Genomic DNA, 18,843 nt, shown 5'->3' with positions numbered 1-18,843 from the left:
AGGGGGGTCGGTCGACCACCCCTGGACTCCGCCGGGCCCGATGACGCGGCGCACACCCGGCGCGGGCGCGGTGGACCGCACCCCGCCCGGGTTACTCCCCGATAAGCGCATCCACGAACGCCTCGGGCTCGAAGGGCGCGAGGTCGTCCGCGCCCTCGCCGAGGCCCACCAGCTTCACCGGGACGCCCAGCTCGCGCTGGACCGCGATCACGATGCCGCCCTTCGCGGTCCCGTCGAGCTTGGTGAGCACGATGCCGGTGACGTCGACGACCTCCGCGAACACCCGGGCCTGCACCAGCCCGTTCTGCCCGGTGGTCGCGTCGAGCACCAGCAGCACCTCGTCCAACGGGGCCTGCTTCTCGACGACCCGCTTGACCTTGCCCAACTCGTCCATGAGGCCGGTCTTGGTGTGCAGCCGCCCCGCGGTGTCGATGAGGACGACGTCGGCACCCTCCTTGATGCCCTCCTTGACCGCGTCGAAGGCGATGGACGCCGGGTCCCCGCCCTCGGGGCCCCGCACGGTCCGGGCGCCCACCCGATCGCCCCAGGTCTGGAGCTGGTCGGCGGCGGCGGCCCGGAAGGTGTCGGCGGCGCCGAGCACGACGTTCTTGCCGTCGGCGACGAGGACCCGCGCGAGCTTGCCGGTGGTGGTCGTCTTGCCGGTGCCGTTGACCCCGACGACCATCACGACACCGGGGGTGTCGAGCCCGGACTCGGCGTTCACCTTGCGGTCGAAGTCGGGCACCAGCAGCGTCAGCAGCTCCTCGCGGAGCAGGGCGCGCAGCTCCTCCGGGGTGCGGGTGCCGAGCACCTTGACGCGCTCGCGCAGCCGCTCGACGAGTTCCTGGGTGGGCTGCACGCCCACGTCGGCGGTGAGGAGGATGTCCTCGACCTCCTCCCAGGTGTCCTCGTCCAGGCGCTCCCGGGACAGCAGGGTGAGCAGACCCTTGCCCAGCGCGTTCTGCGAGCGGGAGAGGCGGGCCCGCAGCCGCACCAGCCGTCCCGCGGTCGGTTCCGGCACCTCGATCGGGGGCGCGGCGGGCGCCTCCTCGACCTCGGCCTGGGCGGTGGCCGGAGCCGGGGCGCCGGAGAGGTCGACCTCCTCAACGGTGCGGCGGGGCTCCTCCCGGGGCGGCTCGGCCTCCTCACCGACGTGGGGCTCGGCCGGAGGGGCGGTGAGGTCGGGCGCGGCGGGCGGCGGCGGGGGCAGCTGCCGCTTGCGGCGACTGCCGACCACCAGCGCGCCGGTGGTCCCGAGCAGCACCACGGCGATGACTACAGCAAGAATGACGATGTCCATAACGCACCCAGTATCGACCACCCCCGCCGGCCCGGACGAGAAGCACGACCGAATGCCCCCGCACCCCGCCGTCCGCGACGGTCGCGCGGTGCCCGCCCCGGAAACTCGGATGCCCCGTTCGAGGGGTGCGGGTTAGCGTCACCGGCATGACCTTGGAGTACCGCACGATTCCCGAGGCCGAGCTCGACCATGCCTTGGACCTGCACTACCTCGTCTTCCTGGAGAAGTCACCCGAGGACGAGTCCCGTGCCAAGCACAAGGAGGCCCTCGCCCGCTGTGACCTCATCGGCGCCTACGAGGGCGAGGACCTCGTAGGGCTGTTGGCCGCCCACGACCTCGATCTGTCCGTGCCCGGCGGCTCCCTGCCCACCGCGGGGGTGACCTTCGTCTCGGTGGCACCGACCCACCGCCGCCGGGGCGTCCTCAGCGGCATGGTCGACGAGCTGTGGCGGCGCTGCGCCGAGCAGCGCAAGCCGCTCGCGGCGCTGTGGGTGTCGGAGGCGACGATCTACGGCCGCTACGGCTTCGACCCGGCGACCCACGCGTACACGGTGACCCTCGACGCCACCTATCCCCTGGACCTGCGGATCGAGCCCGACGGGCGTCCGTTGCGGCTGGTCCCGTTCGCCGGGGCGCCCGAGGTGATCAGCACCCTGCACGAGACGGCCCGCGGTGAGCGGGCGGGGCGGGTGCGGCGCGACGACTGGTGGTGGCGCCACCTCGTCCTGCCGGAGACGTTCGAGGAGGACGAGGACATGTCGGAGCCCCGGGTGGTGACCCTGGGCGATCCGGGCGAGCCGCCCGCGGGATACGTGGCGTACCGGACCAAGTCCGACGACGAGGGCCGCGGCACGCTGTACGTCATCGAGCTGGAGGCCGAGTCGCCGCAGGTGGCCGCCGCCCTGTGGCGCTACCTGGTCTCGATCGACCTGGTCGACAAGGTGCGCGCCTGGGGCCGGCCGTTGGACGATCCGCTGCTCCTCTTCGCGGCCGACCGGGACCAGGTCGACGTGACCCGCCAGTTCCCGGCGCTGTGGGTGCGGCTCGCCGACGTGCCGGCCGCGCTGGAGGGCCGGACCTGGTCGGCGCCGCTGGACCTGGTCCTGGAGGTGTCCGACCGGGGGGTGCCGGGCAATGCGGGCCGCTACCGGGTGACGGCGAAGCCGGACGGGGACGTCCACCGGGCCCGGGTGACCCGCACCGACGAGGCCCCCGACCTGACGCTCGACGTGCGGGAGCTGGCCGCCTGCTACCTGGGCGGGACCGCGCCCGTCGAACTGGTGCGGGCGGGCCTGCTCACGGAGCACCGGGCGGGCGCGGCGACCCTGTTCGGGCTGGCCTCCCGGACGGAGCTGCTGCCGCACACCGCGGACGAGTTCTGATCCCGGCCCCCCCGCTGCCGGGAGCCGGCGGCGGGGGGAGCCCGGGCCGGCGGGAGGGGTCAGCCCATCTCCTCCAGCGTCTTGCCCTTGGTCTCCTTCACGAACTTCAGGACGAAGGGGATCGAGAGCGTGGCGAAGCAGGCGTAGATGATGTACGTGGCCGACAGGTTCCAGTCCGCGAGGGACGGGAAGGTCGCGGTGATGAGCCAGTTGGCGATCCACTGGGCGGAGGCGGCGACGCCGAGGGCCGCCGCGCGGATGCGGTTGGGGAACATCTCGCCGAGGAAGACCCAGACGACCACGCCCCAGGACATCGCGAAGAAGAACACGAACCAGTGGGCGGCCACCAGCGCGACCCAGCCTTGGGTCGCGGGCAGTTTCCCGTCCACCAGGTCGTAGCTGAAGGCCCACGCCTCCAGGGCGAGCCCGATGGCCATGCCCACCGAACCGATCAGCGCGAGCGGCCGGCGACCGACCCGGTCCACGAAGATCATCGCGATGACCGTGCCGATGATGTTGATGATCGACGTGGTGAACGAGTAGAAGAACGAGTCCGTCGGGTCGACGCCGACCGACTGCCACAGCGTGGACGAGTAGTAGAACGCCACGTTGATGCCGACGAGTTGCTGGAACGCGGAGAGGCCGATGCCGACCCAGACGATCGGCAGGAACCAGAACCGTCCGCCGAGCAGGTCCTTGAACGTCGGTTTGTGCTCCCGGTGCACCTTCTCCTGGATCTCCGCCAGCCGGGCGTCGAGGTGGGCCTCGTCGCCCTCGACCTCGCGCAGCACCTCACGGGCCCGGTCGTTCTTGCCGACCGAGATGAGGTAGCGCGGCGATTCGGGGATGGCGAAGGACAGCAGCCCGTACAGGGCGGCCGGGACGACCATCACGCCGAGCATCACCTGCCAGGCCTCCACGCCCAGCAGCTGTCCGCGCTGATCGCCGTCGGCGGCCTGGAGGATGCCCCAGTTGACCAGTTGGGAGGTGGCGATGCCGATGACGATCGCGGCCTGTTGGAACGAGCCCAGCCGCCCCCGGTACGCGGGCGGGGACACCTCCGCGATGTACGCGGGGCCGATCACCGACGCCATGCCGATGGCGAAACCGCCGATGATCCGCCAGAACGCCAGGTCGTAGAGGGCGAACGGCAGTGCCGAGCCAACGGCGCTGATCATGAAGAGGACCGCCGCGATCTGCATGCAGCGGATGCGTCCGATCCGGTCGGCGATCCGGCCCGCGGTGGCCGCGCCGATCGCGCAGCCGATCAGGGCGATGGCGATGACCTGGGCGAGCGCCACCGAGCCGATGTCGTAGCGGTCCCTGATCGCCTCGACGGCGCCGTTGATGACGGAGCTGTCGTACCCGAACAGGAAGCCGCCCATCGCCGCCGACGCCGCGATGAAGATGACGTGCCCGAGGTGTTCGGGGTGTTCCTCGCGGGCGCCGGACGGGGTCGCTGCACTGGTCACGCATCACTCCTCGGGCCTCGGGGGCTGGTGAGCCCTTCCAGTGGCGCACAGGTCGACACCGCTCACCACCGGGAACACCCGCGTGCCGCGGTGCGGTGCCGCCGCCTCCCCCCAACGGGTGAACGGAGATCGATCCGGATCCGACGGAGATCGATCCGGATCCGGTGGATCCGGTGACCGGGTACCCCGGGGCGCCGCCGGCACACCCGCCGGCCGGGCGCCGCCCGTGCGCGGTGCGGGCGCGGTTCAGCGCAGCCGCTGGCTGATCACCTTGGACACCCCGTCGCCCTGCATCGACACCCCGTACAGCGCGTCGGCGACCTCCATCGTCCGCTTCTGGTGGGTGATGACGATGAGTTGGGACGCCTCCTGGAGCTCCCGCATGATCCGGATGAGCCGCTGGAGGTTGGTGTCGTCGAGGGCGGCCTCGACCTCGTCCATCACGTAGAACGGGCTCGGTCGCGCCTTGAAGATCGACACCAGCAGGGCCACCGCCGTCAGCGAACGCTCCCCGCCGGACAGCAGCGACAGCCGCTTGACCTTCTTGCCGGGGGGCCTGGCCTCCACGTCCACGCCGGTGGCCAGCATGTCGTCCGGGTCGGTGAGGACCAACCGCCCCTCGCCGCCGGGGAACAGTCGTGCGAAGACGCCCTCGAACTCCCGTGCCGTGTCCCGGTACGCCTCGGTGAAGACCTGCTCGACCCGCTCGTCGACCTCCTTGATCACCTGGAGCAGGTCCGCCCGGGTCTTCTTCAGGTCGGTGAGCTGTTCGCTGAGGAACTGGTGGCGTTCCTCCAGCGCCGCGAACTCCTCCAGCGCCAGGGGGTTGACCTTCCCGAGCTGCTGGTGGGCGCGTTCGGCGGCCCGCAGCCGCTTCTCCTGCTCCGCCCGGACGAACGGACGCGGGAGGTTGCGCGGGTGCCCGGGGTCCTCGGGCAGTTCCTCGCCGTCGGCGGGCGGCGGGGGCGGCACCGGCCGGTCGGGGCCGTACTCGTCGACGAGCGCGGTGGGCTCCACGCCCAGCTCCTCCAGCGACCGGGTCTCCAACTGCTCCGCACGCAGCCGCTTCTCGGCGCCCAGCACCTCGCCCCGGTGCACCGAGTCGGTCAGCTTGTCCAGCTCGGCCTTGAGCCCGCGGCCGGTCTCCCGCACCGCGGCCAGCTCGCGTTCCCGGTCCGCGCGGGCCCCCTCGGCGGCCGTCCGGTCCGCCTCCGCCCGCGCCGTCGACACCTCGACGTGGGCGAGGAGCTGCCGCGCGCCGGCGGCGACCGCCGCGGCGACGGTCGCCTCGTGGCGCAGCCGGGCCGCCCGCCGCTCGGCCCGGGCGCGGGCCTCCCGTTCGGCCCTGGCCGCCCGGTCCAGGCCGTCGGCCCGTCCGGCGAGTGCCTTGACGCGCTCCTCGTGGGTGCGGACCTGGAGCCGGGCCTCCATCTCGGTCTGCCGGGCGTTCGCCCCGTCGGCCGCGAGTCGGTCGCGGGCGTGGGTGTCGGGCTCCTCGCCCTCGTCGGCGACGGCGGCGCTCTCTTCGGCGACGGCGAGCCGTTCCGCCAGTTCCTCGACCTCGGTACGGGCCCGCTCCAGCGCCTCCCCGGCCTTCGCGGCGGCGCCCGCCGCCCGTTCGGCCTCCCCCGCGGCACCGCGGGCCTGGCCGGCGAGCCGCCCGAGTTGCTGGGCGACCGACGACTTGGCGCGCTCGGCGGTGCGGCGGCGCTCGGCCAGTTCGTCCACCAGCGCGGCACGGGTGGCGCGGTCCTCCTCGGCGGTGCGCTGCTCGGCGGCGAGCAGGGCGCAGCGCTCGTCGAGCTCGGCGCGTTCGGCCGCCGCCTCGTCGACGGACGCCTGCACTTCGAGGAGGCTCGGTGCGCCGGCCGACCCCCCGTGGGCGAAGTGCGCGCCGAGGAGGTCGCCCTCGGCGGTGACGGCGATCAGCTCCGGGCGGGCGCGGACCAGGTCCTCGGCGTCCTCCAGGGTGTCCACGACGACGTACCCGGCGAGCAGTCGACGTACCGCGGGCAGCAGTTCCGCGGGACCGCGCACCAGTTCGGCCGCGGGGGGCGGGTTGCCCCGCGGTACGGGGCCGGGGGTCGGTCCGGGGGACGGTTCGGGGGCGCCCGCGAGCAGCAGCGCGGCCCGGCCGCCGTCCTGTTTGCGCAGGAGGCGGATGGCGTCGGCGGCCTGGGCGGGCGAGGTGACAGCCAGGGCGTCGGCCGCCGCCCCGAAAGCCGCGGCGACGGGCACCTCGTACCCCTGCGCAACGGTCAGCAGTGCGGCAGCGGGGCCGAGCAGTCCGGTGAGGGCGTCCCCGGCGGCGAGCAGGGCGCCCGTACCGTCCTTGCGGCGCAGCCCGAGGGCGAGGGCGTCGTGGCGGGCGGAGACCGCGGCGCGGCGTCGGTCGGCGGCGGTGGCCGCCTCGCGGGCCTCGGTGAGGGCGGTCTCGGCGGCCGTGAGCCAAGTGCGCGCCGCTTCGTGGCGTACGGCGAGGTCGGCGTCGCCCGCGTCGAGTCCGTCGACCTCGGCGTGCAGCTGTTCGTACTCCTCCTGGGCGCTGGCGGCACGTTCCTGCGCGGCGTCGCGGGCGAGGGCGAGCCGGTCGATCTCGGCCTCGGCGGCGGCGGCGCGGCTGCGGGCGGCGCCCACCTGCCCGCCCAGCCTGGCGAGCCCTTCGCGGCGGTCGGCGAGGGCCCGGGCCGCGTCCTTGAGGCGGCGTTCCTCGTCCAGCAGGGCGCGTTCGAGGTCGGCCCGGTGGGCGACGGTGTCCTCCAGGGCGCGTTCGGCGGCTTCGAGGGCGGCCGTCAGTTCGGCTTCCTGTTCGCGGATGCGGGCGGCCTCGCGTTCCATCCGCTCGGGGGCCTCGGGGTCCTGGCCCCGGCGTTCCTCGGGCGGGGCGGCGGTGGCGCTGGTGACCCGGGCGTCGGCGAGGGAGACGGTGCCCCGGACGCGTTCGGCGAGCCGGGACAGGTCGAAGACGGTCTGTTGGGCGCTGCGGAGCCGGGGGGTGAGCTGCCGCACCTCGTCCTCCAGCCGTCCCTCGCGGGTGAGCTGGGTGCGCAGTTCGGCCTCGGCGGCGTCCTTGCGGCGCTTCAGCTCGGCCTCGTCGGCGACCTCGGTGGCGAGGGCCCGTCGCAGGGTCACCAGGTCGTCGGCGAGCAGCCGCAGCCGTGCGTCCCGCAGGTCGGCCTGGATGACGGCGGCGCGCCGGGCGACGGCGGCCTGTCGGCCCAGCGGTTTGAGCTGGCGCCGGAGTTCGTCGGTGAGGTCCTGCACCCGGGCGAGGTTGGCCCGCATGGCGTCGAGTTTCCGTAGCGCCTTCTCCTTGCGCTTGCGGTGCTTGAGGACGCCCGCCGCCTCCTCGATGAAGGCGCGGCGGCCGGAGGGGTCGGCGTGCAGGACGGAATCGAGTTGGCCCTGGCCGACGATGACGTGCATTTCGCGGCCGATTCCGGAGTCGGACAGCAATTCCTGAATGTCGAGGAGTCGACAGGTGTCGCCGTTGATCTGGTATTCGCTACCGCCGTTGCGGAACATGATCCGCGTGATGGTCACTTCGGCGTAAGCGATGGGCAGGGCGCCGTCGGAGTTGTCGATGGTGAGGGAGACCTCGGCCCGCCCGAGCGGGGGGCGTCCGGTGGTCCCGGCGAAGATGACGTCCTCCATCTTGCCGCCGCGCAGGGATTTCGCGCCCTGTTCGCCCATGACCCAGCTCAAGGCGTCGACGACATTGGACTTTCCCGAGCCGTTCGGTCCGACGACGCAGGTGATGCCCGGTTCGAATCGCAGTGTCGTGGCGGACGCGAAGGATTTGAATCCGCGCAGGGTCAGGGCCTTGAGGTGCACGCCGCCGGACTCTACCTCTCTGCTTCTCGCCGCCCGGTGAGGCCGGGGGTCACGATTCGGGCGTGCCGGCGTCCCACCGGGCCCCCGGGTGAAGTTGCGGTTTCACCGAGGAATGCGCAGGGCACATCAGACGGTAAAGGAAGGGGGCGCCGGGGGCGGGACCGTTCGGCGAGCCGGACGGGGCGACGCAGCCGGAAGCGTCCGCGCGGCAGCACCGCTCACCACGGGCGGACGCACCGAGGGACGCGAACGGGGCGCGGGGGCGCGGGACCGCACGGTCGAGGGGGCACGGACAGGGGCAATGACAGAAGGGACGCCGAAGCGTCCCTTGCTAGATCGGGCAAGCGATCTCGGTGGTACCGGTAGTAGGGCAGCCCGACCACGTGTCAGCGGGGCTCAGCAGAGTGGTCAGGTGAGCGCAGGCTCCGCCTGGGGAACGTCGATGCTCGTCAGTAGCGAATCGCTGTCGTGAGAAGCGGCAGCCGCCAACGCGTCGTTCTCGGCCTGAATCCGTACGAGCTCGGACTCAAGGTCCTGGACGCGTTGCTGGAGCCGTCGCATCTCGGCGAGGAGTCGCGGATCGGAGCCGCCGACGTAACCGAGAAGCGCCTTTGCCATGATGGATGGTCCTCCACAATGAGTGACCGACCGTAGCGGTTGGGTCGTGAGGGAATCGCACCCGCGATGCTTGGCACTGTTGAGTTCTTAATGCCGTTCTTCCATGCCAAACAGGTAAGGTGCGCGGGGCTTCCAGAGTCTCACCAAAAAGTTTGACGGTCAACACGATCACGCCCGGTACTGGCGGGTCACCCGGGGGCTCACGGCCGGAATCTAACCGGCCGGGCACCGACTTCGGGGCCCTGGGGGCGTGTCGATCATCCTTCTCTCGGGAGCCTGCCACGGCTCGCCCTTCTTGGCAACCACCAGGAACTTTCCCCGGTGACGGGGCCCCGCGCCCGGGGTGCGCGGAGGGCGTGGCGGCCCCCGTCGACGAGCGTCCTCAGCGGATCGCGAAACTGTCGTACCCGGCGCGCGGTGTGCCCCATATCTCGGTCACTCCGTCGACGCGGCCCGGCGTGTCGCCCTCCCTGAGCCAGTCCAGGAGCGCCGTGCACCGCTCTCGGCCGCCTTCCGCCACGACCTGGACGCGCCCGTCGTCCAAATTGAGAGCAAAGCCACTCAGCCCGCCGATCTCCAATGCTTTGGCACGCGTGTACCAGCGGAAACCCACTCCCTGTACACGGCCGCGTACCCATGCAGTGAGGCGCACCTCTTCATTCATGGCTGCACGGTAGCCGGCGAAATGCCCTATGGGTACTTCGTCCCCTTGTGCCATGGGGTAGCGTCCCGACGCAATGAGCCTCACCCGAATGGGGGAGTCGCATTGCCCGCAAGGAACAGAAAGGCCGGGACAGGACATGGGACGCCACCGACGCTCCGCCGCCGGACGCGCCTCCGGTACCGATGGCTACGCGCACGACACGCCTCATTCGGTTCCCGACGGCGACCACTCCACCCCGGAATCGACGGGAGCGCCGGACTTCACGGCACTGGGCGGCGCCGACTACTCCGATGAACCCCCGTACTCCGAACCCGGTGCGCACACCGAAGTGGCCCGGCCGTACGCGCCGCGCCCCGTCGACGACGTCGACCCCGGGTACGGCGGCTACGAGGCCGCGACCGCGCCGATACCCGTGCAGCGGTACGACGAGACGTACGGCGGGGCCTCCGCCTACGGGCGGGGACTGGCCGGGTACGGCACCGCAGGAACGGCGGGGCACGGTGCGGCCGGCGGCTTCCCGGACCTGACCGCAGCCGGCGCCTTCCCCGAGGACGGGACCACGGACGCCGCCGCCACCGCCGCCCTCGCCCCGCCGGACGGCGGGGCGGGCCCGTACGCGGTGACCACCGCCCTGCCGGTCGTCGCACCGGGCGCCGGGGGCGGGCGGTCCGCAGCGGGCGCGGCGAAGGGCTCCGGCCCGCGCAAAAGGTCCCGCAGACGGGTGTCCACTCCGGTGCGCACCGGGCTGCTCGGGGTGTCCGCGGCGATGGCGCTGGGCGCGGTGGCGGTGGCCGCCGGCGTACTGCCGGGCGGCGACTCCACCACCGTGGGCAACGGCGCCTCCGATCGGGTGCGCGCCAGTGAGGTGCCGGGCGGGGTCGACAGCAACGGGGGGAGGAGCAGCGCGCCCACCCCCTCGGCCGCCGCGCCGGCCCCGCCGTCGACCGGTGCCGGGAAGAAGGGCGGTGAGCGCAGCACCGCCCCGGCGAAACCGTCCCCGTCGCAGTCGGCGGCGGCCCCCGCCGCCCCGGAGAAGGAGCGGACGTCACCGCCGCCGAAGCCGGAGACGGCGCCCACCACCAGGGCCCCGCAGAGCACGCCGAGCACCTCCGCCCCCACGTCGAAGCCCGCGCCGTCGACCCCCGCCGCGCCCCCGCCCCCGCCGGCGACCGAGGCACCGGTCACCGGCTCGCCGGAGACCCAGGTGGTCGCCCTGGTCAATCGGGAGCGGGCGAAGGTCGGCTGCCAGCCGGTCAGCGCGGACGCCGGCTTGGCGCGGCTCGCGGAGAACTTCAGCCAGGACATGGCCGCGCGGGGCTTCTTCGACCACACCGACCCCGACGGGGACACCCCCTGGGACCGGGCCGAAGCCGCCGGGATATCCGACCTGGGCGGCGAGAACATCGCCCGGGGCCAGGCGGACGCGGCAGCGGTGATGGCCGCCTGGATGGACAGCCCCGGCCACCGGGCCAACATCCTCAACTGCGACTTCAAGACCCTGGGCGTGGGCGCCCACTTCGCCTCCGGCGGCCCCTGGTGGACGCAGAACTTCGGCTTCTGAGCCGGGCGTCCGCTCCCCCGCACCGCAGTGGCGCTACGGCACGGTGCGGGGCGGGCGCTGACAGTTCGGGCAGTAGTAGCTGGACCGGTTCATCCAGGGCCTGCGCCGCATCGGCGTACCGCACCGGCGGCACGGCAGCCCCTCGCGGCCGTAGGCGTCCAGGGAGCGGTCGAAGTAGCCGGACTCGCCGTTCACGTTGACGTAGAGGCTGTCGAAGCTGGTGCCGCCGACGGCGAGGGCCGCGTTCATCACGTCCCGGACGTGGCCGAGCAGCTCGGCGGTGCGGGGGCGGGTGAGGGTCGCGGTGGGGCGCTCGTAGTGGAGCCGGGCCCGCCAGAGCGCCTCGTCTGCGTAGATGTTGCCGACCCCGCTGATCAGCGACTGGTCGAGGAGCGCCCGCTTGACCGTCGTGCGGCGGCGGCGCAGCGCGGTGGGGAACGCCTCGTCGTCGAAGAGCGGGTCGAGGGGGTCGCGGGCGATGTGCGCGATGACGTCCGGGAGGCCGTCGGGGGTGGTGTCGTGCAGGCTGAGCCCGCCGAACGTGCGCTGGTCGACGAAGCGCAGTTCGGTGTCGGTGGAGTCGGCGAAGCGGACCCGGACGCGCAGGTGCTTCTCGTCGGGGGCGTCCTCCGGCTGGACCAGGAGCTGTCCGCTCATGCCCAGGTGGGCGAGGACCGCCGTGCCGGTGCTGTCGCCCGCCGGTTCCGTGAGCGGCAGCCACAGGTACTTGCCGCGGCGGCCGGGCACTCCGATGCGTTCGCCTTCGAGGCGCCGTCCGAAGTCCTCGGCGCCGGCGAGGTGTCGGCGCACGGCGCGCGGGTGACGCACCTCGACCTCGGCGACGGTCCGCTCGGCGACCCAGCGGGCGAGTCCGCGCCGCACCACTTCGACTTCCGGCAGTTCGGGCATGCGGTGTCCTGGGGTCGTGGGTCGGATCGTCGGTCCGTACACGTAGTGAGCGCCCGCCCCGACCGGGGTGGGCGCTCACGGGGAAGCGTGGATCAGGCCGTGGCCGAGGAGGCGTCGGCGTTCTCCTCGACCGTGTCCGCGGCGTCGGCGGCGTCAGCGGCCTCGGCCGCTTCGGCTGCACGTCGATCGGCATCGGCGCGGATCGACCGCCAGGCCGCCTCGGCGGCCTGCTGTTCCGCTTCCTTCTTGCTGCGGCCGGTGCCGGTGCCGTACGAGACGCCCCCGACGCGGGCAGCAGCGGTGAAGGTCTTCTCGTGGTCCGGGCCGGTCTCCGTGACCAGGTACTCGGGTACGCCGAGCCCCTCGGTCGCGGTGAGTTCCTGGAGGCTGGTCTTCCAGTCCAGTCCGGCACCGAGGTTCGAGGACTTCTCGATCAGCGGGTCGAAGAGCCGGTGCACCAGCTCCGCCGCCGCTTCGAGCCCCTGGTCGAGATAGACCGCGCCGATCACCGCTTCCAGGGTGTCGGCGAGGATCGACGCCTTGTCCCGACCACCGGTGCCCTCTTCACCCCGGCCGAGCCGGATGAACGCACCGAGGTCAAGACCGCGCCCCACCTCCGCCAGCGCGCGCGAGTTGACCACCGCGGCCCGCAACTTCGCGAGCTGCCCTTCGGGCAGATCGGGATGACTGCGGTACAGCGTGTCGGTGACGACCAGGCCGAGCACGGAGTCCCCGAGGAACTCCAGCCGCTCGTTGGTCGGCAGACCACCGTTCTCGTACGCGTACGAGCGATGGGTCAACGCACGCACAAGAAGGGCGGACTCCAGCTGATAGCCGAGCCGCCCTTCCAGGAGCGTGTGGGACGAAGCCGTCGGGCCTCCCCCGTTGGTACGGGGGTCATTCTTCTTGGCGTCTGGCATCGTGCCCCTCACCAGCCGCTCAGACCTCGAGGACCTGACGCTTGTTGTAAGTGCCGCAAGCGGGGCACGCAATGTGCTGGAGCTTGGGCTCGTGGCAGCGCTCGCACGCAACCAGGGTGGGGACCGCAGCCTTCCACTGCGACCGGCGGTGGCGCGTGTTGCTGCGCGACATCTTCCGCTTCGGAACAGCCACGGCTACTTCTCCTGCTTCTCGTCGACGCCCGCTTCGGCGCCGCTCATGTCGTCCTTCTCGCTGTCCTGGATGGAGTCAGCGAGTCCTTGCAGTGCCGCCCAACGGATGTCGACGGCCCCGTGCTGGTGGTCCGGGTCGTCCGCGAGCCGCACTCCGCATTCGGAGCACAGGCCCGGACAGTCGTCCTGGCACACCGGCTGCATGGGCAGTGCGAGCACCACCGCATCGCGCAGCACGGGTTCGAGGCCGATCAGGCCGTCCTCGATGAAGAGCCTGTCCTCGTCCTCCTCGTCACCGTCCTCCGGTTCCGCATTCACACGGCCCCGGTTGTCGGTCTCGGCATACGAGAACATCTCCTGGAAGTCCGCTTCGAGCTCCCGCTCCAGCGGCTCCAGACACCTTACGCACTCCCCCTCGACCACGGCACGGGCGGTGCCTGTGACGAGCACCCCTTCCATGACGGACTCAAGACGGAGTTCAAGCCGCACCGGGGCGCCCGAGGGCACCTTGATGACCCCGGGAAGACCGAGGGCGGCGTCTCCGGAGGGCGCATCGACCGTACGGGTCAGCCGCTGGAGCGCACCCGGACGCCGCCCCAGCTCGTGCGTGTCGAACACGAGGGGGTCGCGGTGGTCCAAGCGGGCGTTCAGAGCCATCCCTGCTTTCGGTCGTCGGCGCCCACGCGGAAGGGCCCGGCGAGCTGTGAAGGGAGTGATCGCGCACTTGACGCACGCGACCGAAGAGCCAGGATACTGGACCTTTCCCCCTGCTCCCAATCGTGACCCCTCGCGCTCCCCCGGTCGACCCTGGCCGACCCCCGTGAACCCGCCCCTGGTGGAGCACCCACGAGCGCGGAGCCGCTAGCGGCCCTCCTCGTACCGGCGCAGTTGCTCCGGGGTGATCATGGCGGTGTCGAACAGGCTCGTCTCGTCGAGCGCGGTGGGCTGCGGCGCCGGGGGCTGCGTCCCGTAGTCCCCGGGGGACTCGTAGCCACCGCCGCCCTGCTGCTGGGCGTCGTACGTCTCGTAGCCGCCGCCCTGCGTGTGCGTGCTGTAGTTCTGCTGACCGTACCCGTACGTCTCCTGGTACCCGTAGCCCTGCTGCTGCTCGTACCCCTGTGGATAGCCGTACGCGTCCTGGCCGTAGCCGTAGGCGTCCTGCTGACCGTACCCGTCCTGGGCCGGGGGCGGGGTCTGCGCGGCGGCGGGGACGGGCACGGGGGGCGGCAGTGGTGGTGCGGCGGGGGGCGCTCCCGGCGCGGCCGGTACGGGGCCGCCGGGGGTCGCTCGGCCGGTCGCGGGGTCCGACATGGCCGCGAGGTCGGCGAGGTAGTCGGCGTCGCTGGTGGGGCGGGGGCCGTCGGCCCCGTCGGCGAGCAGGCCCAGTTCGTCCGCGGCGACCCGGCCGTGCAGCTTCTGGCGGCCCCGGCCCACCGCCTCCAGGGTCTTGGCGAGCACCGCTTCGAAGGCCCCGAGCTTGACGTCGACGTACTCGTCGGCCCGGCGCCGCAGGGTCTCCGGGTCGTGGCTGCGCTCCGGCGCCTCCGCGTAGTCGGGGTCCACATGGCCGTCGAGAGCGGGGCCGGGACCCGTGCCGAGCAGTTTGTCCCGCCCCCGGCCGACCGAGCCGAGGGTCTTGGTGAGGACGACCTCGAAGTTGGCGAGCTTGGAGTCCACGTAGTCGTCGGCCTCGGCGCGGATCTCCTCGGCCTCCTGGCGGGCCTCGACGAGGATGCGGTCGGCCTCGCCCTGGGAGCTGCGGGCCACCTCGGTGTCGGCGATCAGCGAGCCGCGTTCCTGGTGGGCGGCGCTGACGATCCGTTCCGCCTCCGCGCGGGCGTCGGCGACCATGCCCTCGCGGTCGCCGAGCAGTTCGCGAGCCTGGGCGAGGGAGCCGGGCAGGGCCTCGCGTACCTGGGCGAGCAGGGCGAGCAGTTCGGCCCGGTTGACCACGCAGGAGGCGGACATGGGCATGGAGCGGGCGTTGCCGACGGCCGCGACGATCTCATCCAGCTTCTTCTGCACGTCCACGGTGTGTTCGCCACTCTCTGTGCCTCGTTGGGACGGACAAGGTGACTGTACGGCCACTTTGTGCCGTCCGGCATCGGCTGCGGGGGTGCGTGGTGCTTGCCCGCGCCGTTCCCCGCGCCCCTGGGGGGGTGCCTCTGGCGGTGCGTCGTTGGGTGCGGGTCCGCTTCGGTTGCTCGCGCAGTTCCCCGCGCCCCCTTTCTTCGGCCGGGGTGCGTGGTTCGGCGCGGGTGCGTCGTGCATACTCGCGTCGTTCCCCGCGCCCCTGGGGGCGGGGGGAGCGCGCGGTGAGTGGGGCGCATCTGTTGAGGGGCGCGGGGAACTGCGCGAGGCCGGGACGCACGGCGAGCGAACAGCGCACGCGCAGCGGATCGCACCGAAGGGCCGCGGGCAACCGGTCAGCGGCCCGCTTCGCGGCGTTCGCGGAGCCGTCCGGACAGCGCCCCGAGCACGGTCGGGGGAACCAAGTGGGAGACGTCCCCGCCCCACGCAGCGACCTCCTTGACCAAGGAGGACGAGAGGAAGCTGTACGTGGGGTTCGTCGGGACGAACAGCGTCTCCACACCGGAGAGTCCGATGTTCATCTGGGCCATCTGGAGTTCGTAGTCGAAGTCGCTGACGGCCCGCAGCCCCTTGACGATGGCGGGGATGTCACGCTGCTTGCAGAAGTCAACGAGGAGCCCGTGGAACGACTCCACCCGTACGTTGCCGTACTCGGCGGTGACCTCGCGGATCAGGTCGATCCGCTCCTCGATCTCGAACAGCCCCTTCTTGGACTGGTTGATCATCACGGCGACGTAGACCTCGTCGTACAGCTTCGAGGCACGGGCGATGATGTCGATGTGGCCATTGGTGATGGGGTCGAAGGACCCCGGACAGACGGCGCGGCGCAACTGTGGTTCCTCGCTCTCCGGTCCGGTCACGGTGCGTTGTCGCACGTGGGGGTGGTGTCGCTGGTGGCGGCGGCGCGACCGTACCAAAACGTTCCCTCGCCGTAGCGCCGGGACCGAACGGACTCGAAGCCGGCGGGCCAGGGGAACGCGCCGCCCCGGGTACTGCGCTCCACGGTGACGAGCGCGTCGACGGTGAGCCACCCCTCAGCACGGAGTGTGAGCAGGATCTCTTCAAGATCGCCGTTCTCGACGGCGTAGGGCGGATCGAGGAAGACCACGTCGTACGGCGCGGCCGGTGGGGGTCCGGTGACCACCTGTTCCGCGCGGCCGGCCCGCACCTCGGCACCGGCCAGGCCGAGCGTCCGGACGTTCTCCCTGATCACCTTGGCGGCCCGGGGGTCGGCCTCGACCAGCAGGGCGTGGGCGGCTCCCCGGGACAGCGCCTCCAGGGCCACCGCGCCGGAGCCGGCGTACAGATCGGCGACCCGCAGGCCGCTCAGGGTGCCGAGCAGGGACTCCCAGGTGGAGAAGAGCCCTTCTCGCGCACGGTCCGAGGTGGGGCGGGTGCCGTTGCCCGGGGGGACGGCCAGCCGCCGTCCACCGGCGAGTCCGGCGATCACGCGGGTCATGTGCGCTCGGGTCCTTCACGGTGCGGTCGGTGCGAACACCCCCACGATAGGCGTCCGGAGCGGGATGCGGTCGCGCGCACCCGGCCGGGCGGGCTCAGCCCTTCTCCAGGTACGCCTCCCGCTCGGCGTCGACCAGGGCGTCCAGGGCCACCCGCAGGCCCGGCAGTTCCCGTAGCTCCGGGTCGGCCGCGACCACCGCCGTGGCCTCTTCCCGGGCTTCGGCGATGACGTCCTCGTCCCCCAGGACGGTGAGGACCCGCAGCGAGGAGCGCACCCCCGACTGCGCCTGCCCGAGGACGTCGCCCTCCCGTCGCTGTTCCAGGTCGATGCGGGACAGGGCGAACCCGTCCAGGGTGTCCGCGACCGCTTCCAGCCGGGCCCGGGCGGTGCTCGCCTCGGGCATCTCGGTCACCAGCAGGCACAGGCCGGGGGCCGAGCCCCGGCCCACCCGCCCCCGCAGCTGGTGGAGCTGGGAGACGCCGAAGCGGTCCGCGTCCATGATCACCATCGCGGTGGCGTTGGGCACGTTGACCCCGACCTCGATGACGGTGGTCGCCACCAGGACGTCCGTCTCCCCGGCGGCGAACCTCCGCATCACCGCGTCCTTGTCCTCGGGCGCCATCCGTCCGTGCAGCACCTCGACGGCGAGCCCCTGCAAGGGGCCGCGGGCCAGTTCCTCCGCGACGTCCAGGACGGCCAGCGGGGGGCGCTTGTCCGCGGTGGCCGCCGCCTCCTCCTTCGCCGCGGCCTTGGCCTCCGCCTTGGCCGCGGCCTTCGCGTCGGGAGGGGGGGCGGCGGTGCCGGGCTCGGTCGTCTCGGGGTCGTCACCGATGCGGGGGCAGACCACGTACGCCTGGTGCCCCTTGGCGACCTCCTCCCGGACGCGCTGCCACGCGCGCGTCAGGAAGTGCGGCTTGTCGGCGGCGGGCACGACGTGGCTGGCGATCGGCGAGCGTCCGGCGGGCAACTGGTCGAGGACGGAGGTCTCCAGGTCCCCGAAGACGGTCATCGCCACCGTGCGCGGGATGGGGGTCGCGGTCATGACCAGCAGGTGCGGGGTGCGGCGCTCACCGCCCTCCCCCCGGGGTCCCTTGCCGCGCAGGGCGTCCCGCTGCTCGACGCCGAACCGGTGCTGCTCGTCCACGACCACCAGGCCCAGATCGTGGAACTGGACCTTGTCCTCGATCAGTGCGTGGGTGCCGATGACGATGCCCGCATCGCCGCTGACCAGGTCCAACAGGGCCTGGCGGCGGGCCGCCACTCCCATCGAGCCGGTGAGCAGCACGACCTTGGTGCCGTGTTCGGCGCCGCCGAGCATGCCGCCCTCGGCGAGCTCGCCCATCATCTCCGTGATGGAGCGGTGGTGCTGCTGGGCCAGCACCTCGGTGGGCGCCAGCATCGCCGTCTGTCCGCCCGCGTCGACCACGGCGAGCATGGCCCGCAGCGCCACCAGGGTCTTGCCGGACCCGACCTCGCCCTGGAGCAGTCGGTGCATGGGGTGCTCGGTGGCGAGGTCGTCGAAGATCTCGGCGGTGACCTTCCGTTGCCCGTCGGTCAGGGTGAACGGGAGCCGCGCGTCGAACGCGGCGAGGATGCCGTCGGGGCCGGGACGGCGGGCCGTGGCGGGCAGTTGGGCGTCGCTGGAGCGGCGGCGGGCCAGGGCGACCTGGAGGACGAACGCCTCGTCCCACTTGAGGCGGGCCCGGGCATCGGCGATGTCGGCCTTGGTGTGCGGGCGGTGGACCTTCAGCAGGGCCTCGGGAAGGGGGACCAGGCCGCGCCCCTCGCGCAGCGCGGGCGGCAGCGGGTCCACCGCCTCGGGGGCGCTGGGGAGGACCGCGTCCACGGCCTTGGCGATCTTCCAGGACTCCATCTTGGCGGTGGCCGGGTAGATCGGGATCAGGGCGCCGGCCCAGGAGTCGACGGCACTGCCCTCCTGCGCCCCGTCGGGCCCCGCCGCGGGGTCCGGGGTGCGGCGCAGCAGTTCGTACGCGGGGTGGGCCAGTTGGAGCTTGTGGTTGAAGAGCGAGACCTTGCCCGCGAACATCGCCCGGGTGCCGGGCAGCAGGTCCTTGTGCGGTTTGTGGACGCCCCGGCCGAAGAAGACGAGTTGCAGGCGTCCGCTGCCGTCGGTGATGACGACTTCGAGGCGCTGTCCGCTGCCCCCGTTGAACTTCAGGACCCGGGCGGTCTCGACCTGGGCGACCACGGTGACGTGTTCGTCCAGGGGGAGATCGGCGAGTCTGGTCAGCTCGCCGCGCTCGGCGTACCGGCGGGGGTAGTGGTGGAGGAGGTCGCCTACGGTGTGCAGGTCAAGGGCCTCGGCCATCACCTTGGCGGTGGCGGGGCCGAGGACCTTCTTCAACGGTTCTTCGAGCACGGGCACCCGACCATTGCACACCACCGCACTGACATCGACGCCGACATCGGCCCCATTCGTC

Annotated in this window: 15 protein-coding genes; 2 read left to right on the top strand and 13 right to left on the bottom strand. The window is 72.5% G+C overall.

Going from position 1 to position 18,843, the window contains the following annotated elements:
* Window positions 1–91: 91 nt before the first annotated feature.
* Window positions 92–1,300, bottom strand: a complete 1,209-nt coding sequence (gene ftsY, locus ACFV88_RS16835) for a signal recognition particle-docking protein FtsY (protein ID WP_385491510.1) — start codon at window positions 1,298–1,300, stop codon at window positions 92–94.
* Window positions 1,301–1,446: 146 nt separating this feature from the next.
* Between ftsY and ACFV88_RS16830 the strand changes: the two genes are divergently transcribed.
* Window positions 1,447–2,682 carry a GNAT family N-acetyltransferase gene (locus tag ACFV88_RS16830; protein WP_385491507.1) on the top strand — a complete coding sequence of 412 codons (1,236 nt, stop codon included), beginning with the start codon at window positions 1,447–1,449 and terminating at the stop codon, window positions 2,680–2,682.
* Window positions 2,683–2,741: 59 nt separating this feature from the next.
* Here the strand turns inward: ACFV88_RS16830 and ACFV88_RS16825 are convergent, their stop codons facing one another.
* From ACFV88_RS16825 to ACFV88_RS16810, 4 genes are all read right to left on the bottom strand, one after another.
* Window positions 2,742–4,154 carry a sugar porter family MFS transporter gene (locus tag ACFV88_RS16825; RefSeq protein WP_385491504.1) on the bottom strand — a complete coding sequence of 471 codons (1,413 nt, stop codon included), beginning with the start codon at window positions 4,152–4,154 and terminating at the stop codon, window positions 2,742–2,744.
* 246 nt (window positions 4,155–4,400) lie between these two features.
* Window positions 4,401–7,988 carry a chromosome segregation protein SMC gene (gene smc, locus ACFV88_RS16820; RefSeq protein ID WP_385491501.1) on the bottom strand — a complete coding sequence of 1,196 codons (3,588 nt, stop codon included), beginning with the start codon at window positions 7,986–7,988 and terminating at the stop codon, window positions 4,401–4,403.
* A gap of 408 nt (window positions 7,989–8,396) precedes the next feature.
* On the bottom strand, window positions 8,397–8,606 hold the full coding sequence (locus tag ACFV88_RS16815; RefSeq protein WP_385491498.1) for a hypothetical protein: 210 nt from the start codon (window positions 8,604–8,606) through the stop codon (window positions 8,397–8,399).
* A 382-nt stretch (window positions 8,607–8,988) separates the two neighbouring features.
* Window positions 8,989–9,270, bottom strand: a complete 282-nt coding sequence (locus ACFV88_RS16810; protein ID WP_385491495.1) for an acylphosphatase — start codon at window positions 9,268–9,270, stop codon at window positions 8,989–8,991.
* Between the two features lie 136 nt (window positions 9,271–9,406).
* On the opposite strand from ACFV88_RS16810, the gene ACFV88_RS16805 reads away from it, so the two are divergent.
* Window positions 9,407–10,831 carry a CAP domain-containing protein gene (locus tag ACFV88_RS16805; RefSeq protein WP_385491492.1) on the top strand — a complete coding sequence of 475 codons (1,425 nt, stop codon included), beginning with the start codon at window positions 9,407–9,409 and terminating at the stop codon, window positions 10,829–10,831.
* Window positions 10,832–10,864: 33 nt separating this feature from the next.
* Here the strand turns inward: ACFV88_RS16805 and mutM are convergent, their stop codons facing one another.
* From mutM to recG, 8 genes are all read right to left on the bottom strand, one after another.
* On the bottom strand, window positions 10,865–11,740 hold the full coding sequence (gene mutM, locus ACFV88_RS16800; protein WP_385491489.1) for a bifunctional DNA-formamidopyrimidine glycosylase/DNA-(apurinic or apyrimidinic site) lyase: 876 nt from the start codon (window positions 11,738–11,740) through the stop codon (window positions 10,865–10,867).
* A 92-nt stretch (window positions 11,741–11,832) separates the two neighbouring features.
* A complete protein-coding gene (rnc, locus tag ACFV88_RS16795) occupies window positions 11,833–12,660 on the bottom strand; it encodes a ribonuclease III (protein WP_385491486.1) in 828 nt (275 codons plus the stop codon).
* Window positions 12,661–12,679: 19 nt separating this feature from the next.
* The gene (gene rpmF / locus ACFV88_RS16790) at window positions 12,680–12,853 is read right to left on the bottom strand and encodes a 50S ribosomal protein L32 (RefSeq protein ID WP_006139588.1); all 174 of its coding nucleotides are present in this window, start codon (window positions 12,851–12,853) and stop codon (window positions 12,680–12,682) included.
* 2 nt (window positions 12,854–12,855) lie between these two features.
* Window positions 12,856–13,509: a YceD family protein gene (locus ACFV88_RS16785; RefSeq protein WP_385491484.1), complete on the bottom strand. Its 654-nt coding sequence runs from the start codon at window positions 13,507–13,509 to the stop codon at window positions 12,856–12,858.
* A 204-nt stretch (window positions 13,510–13,713) separates the two neighbouring features.
* Window positions 13,714–14,883, bottom strand: a complete 1,170-nt coding sequence (locus ACFV88_RS16780) for an ATP synthase F0 subunit B (RefSeq protein WP_385491481.1) — start codon at window positions 14,881–14,883, stop codon at window positions 13,714–13,716.
* Window positions 14,884–15,278: 395 nt separating this feature from the next.
* Entirely contained in the window at window positions 15,279–15,773 is a 495-nt protein-coding gene (gene coaD, locus ACFV88_RS16775; protein ID WP_385491788.1) for a pantetheine-phosphate adenylyltransferase, read from the bottom strand.
* A gap of 26 nt (window positions 15,774–15,799) precedes the next feature.
* On the bottom strand, window positions 15,800–16,402 hold the full coding sequence (gene rsmD / locus ACFV88_RS16770) for a 16S rRNA (guanine(966)-N(2))-methyltransferase RsmD (protein WP_385491479.1): 603 nt from the start codon (window positions 16,400–16,402) through the stop codon (window positions 15,800–15,802).
* A gap of 94 nt (window positions 16,403–16,496) precedes the next feature.
* Entirely contained in the window at window positions 16,497–18,788 is a 2,292-nt protein-coding gene (gene recG, locus ACFV88_RS16765; RefSeq protein WP_385491477.1) for an ATP-dependent DNA helicase RecG, read from the bottom strand.
* Window positions 18,789–18,843 lie beyond the last annotated feature (55 nt).

Source organism: Streptomyces sp. NPDC059816 (assembly GCF_042732055.1).
In the GTDB taxonomy this organism is placed as follows: domain Bacteria; phylum Actinomycetota; class Actinomycetes; order Streptomycetales; family Streptomycetaceae; genus Streptomyces.
This window is presented reverse-complemented; position numbering and strand designations above follow the sequence as displayed.

Excerpts from the sequence above, each read along its gene's own strand:
- ftsY (WP_385491510.1), bottom strand. The coding sequence starts at position 1,300 with ATGGACATCGTCATTCTTGCTGTAGTCATCGCCGTGGTGCTGCTCGGG.
- ACFV88_RS16830 (WP_385491507.1), top strand. The coding sequence starts at position 1,447 with ATGACCTTGGAGTACCGCACGATTCCCGAGGCCGAGCTCGACCATGCC.
- ACFV88_RS16815 (WP_385491498.1), bottom strand. The coding sequence starts at position 8,606 with ATGGCAAAGGCGCTTCTCGGTTACGTCGGCGGCTCCGATCCGCGACTC.
- ACFV88_RS16810 (WP_385491495.1), bottom strand. The coding sequence starts at position 9,270 with ATGAATGAAGAGGTGCGCCTCACTGCATGGGTACGCGGCCGTGTACAG.
- ACFV88_RS16805 (WP_385491492.1), top strand. The coding sequence starts at position 9,407 with ATGGGACGCCACCGACGCTCCGCCGCCGGACGCGCCTCCGGTACCGAT.
- mutM (WP_385491489.1), bottom strand. The coding sequence starts at position 11,740 with ATGCCCGAACTGCCGGAAGTCGAAGTGGTGCGGCGCGGACTCGCCCGC.
- rnc (WP_385491486.1), bottom strand. The coding sequence starts at position 12,660 with ATGCCAGACGCCAAGAAGAATGACCCCCGTACCAACGGGGGAGGCCCG.
- ACFV88_RS16785 (WP_385491484.1), bottom strand. The coding sequence starts at position 13,509 with ATGGCTCTGAACGCCCGCTTGGACCACCGCGACCCCCTCGTGTTCGAC.
- rsmD (WP_385491479.1), bottom strand. The coding sequence starts at position 16,402 with ATGACCCGCGTGATCGCCGGACTCGCCGGTGGACGGCGGCTGGCCGTC.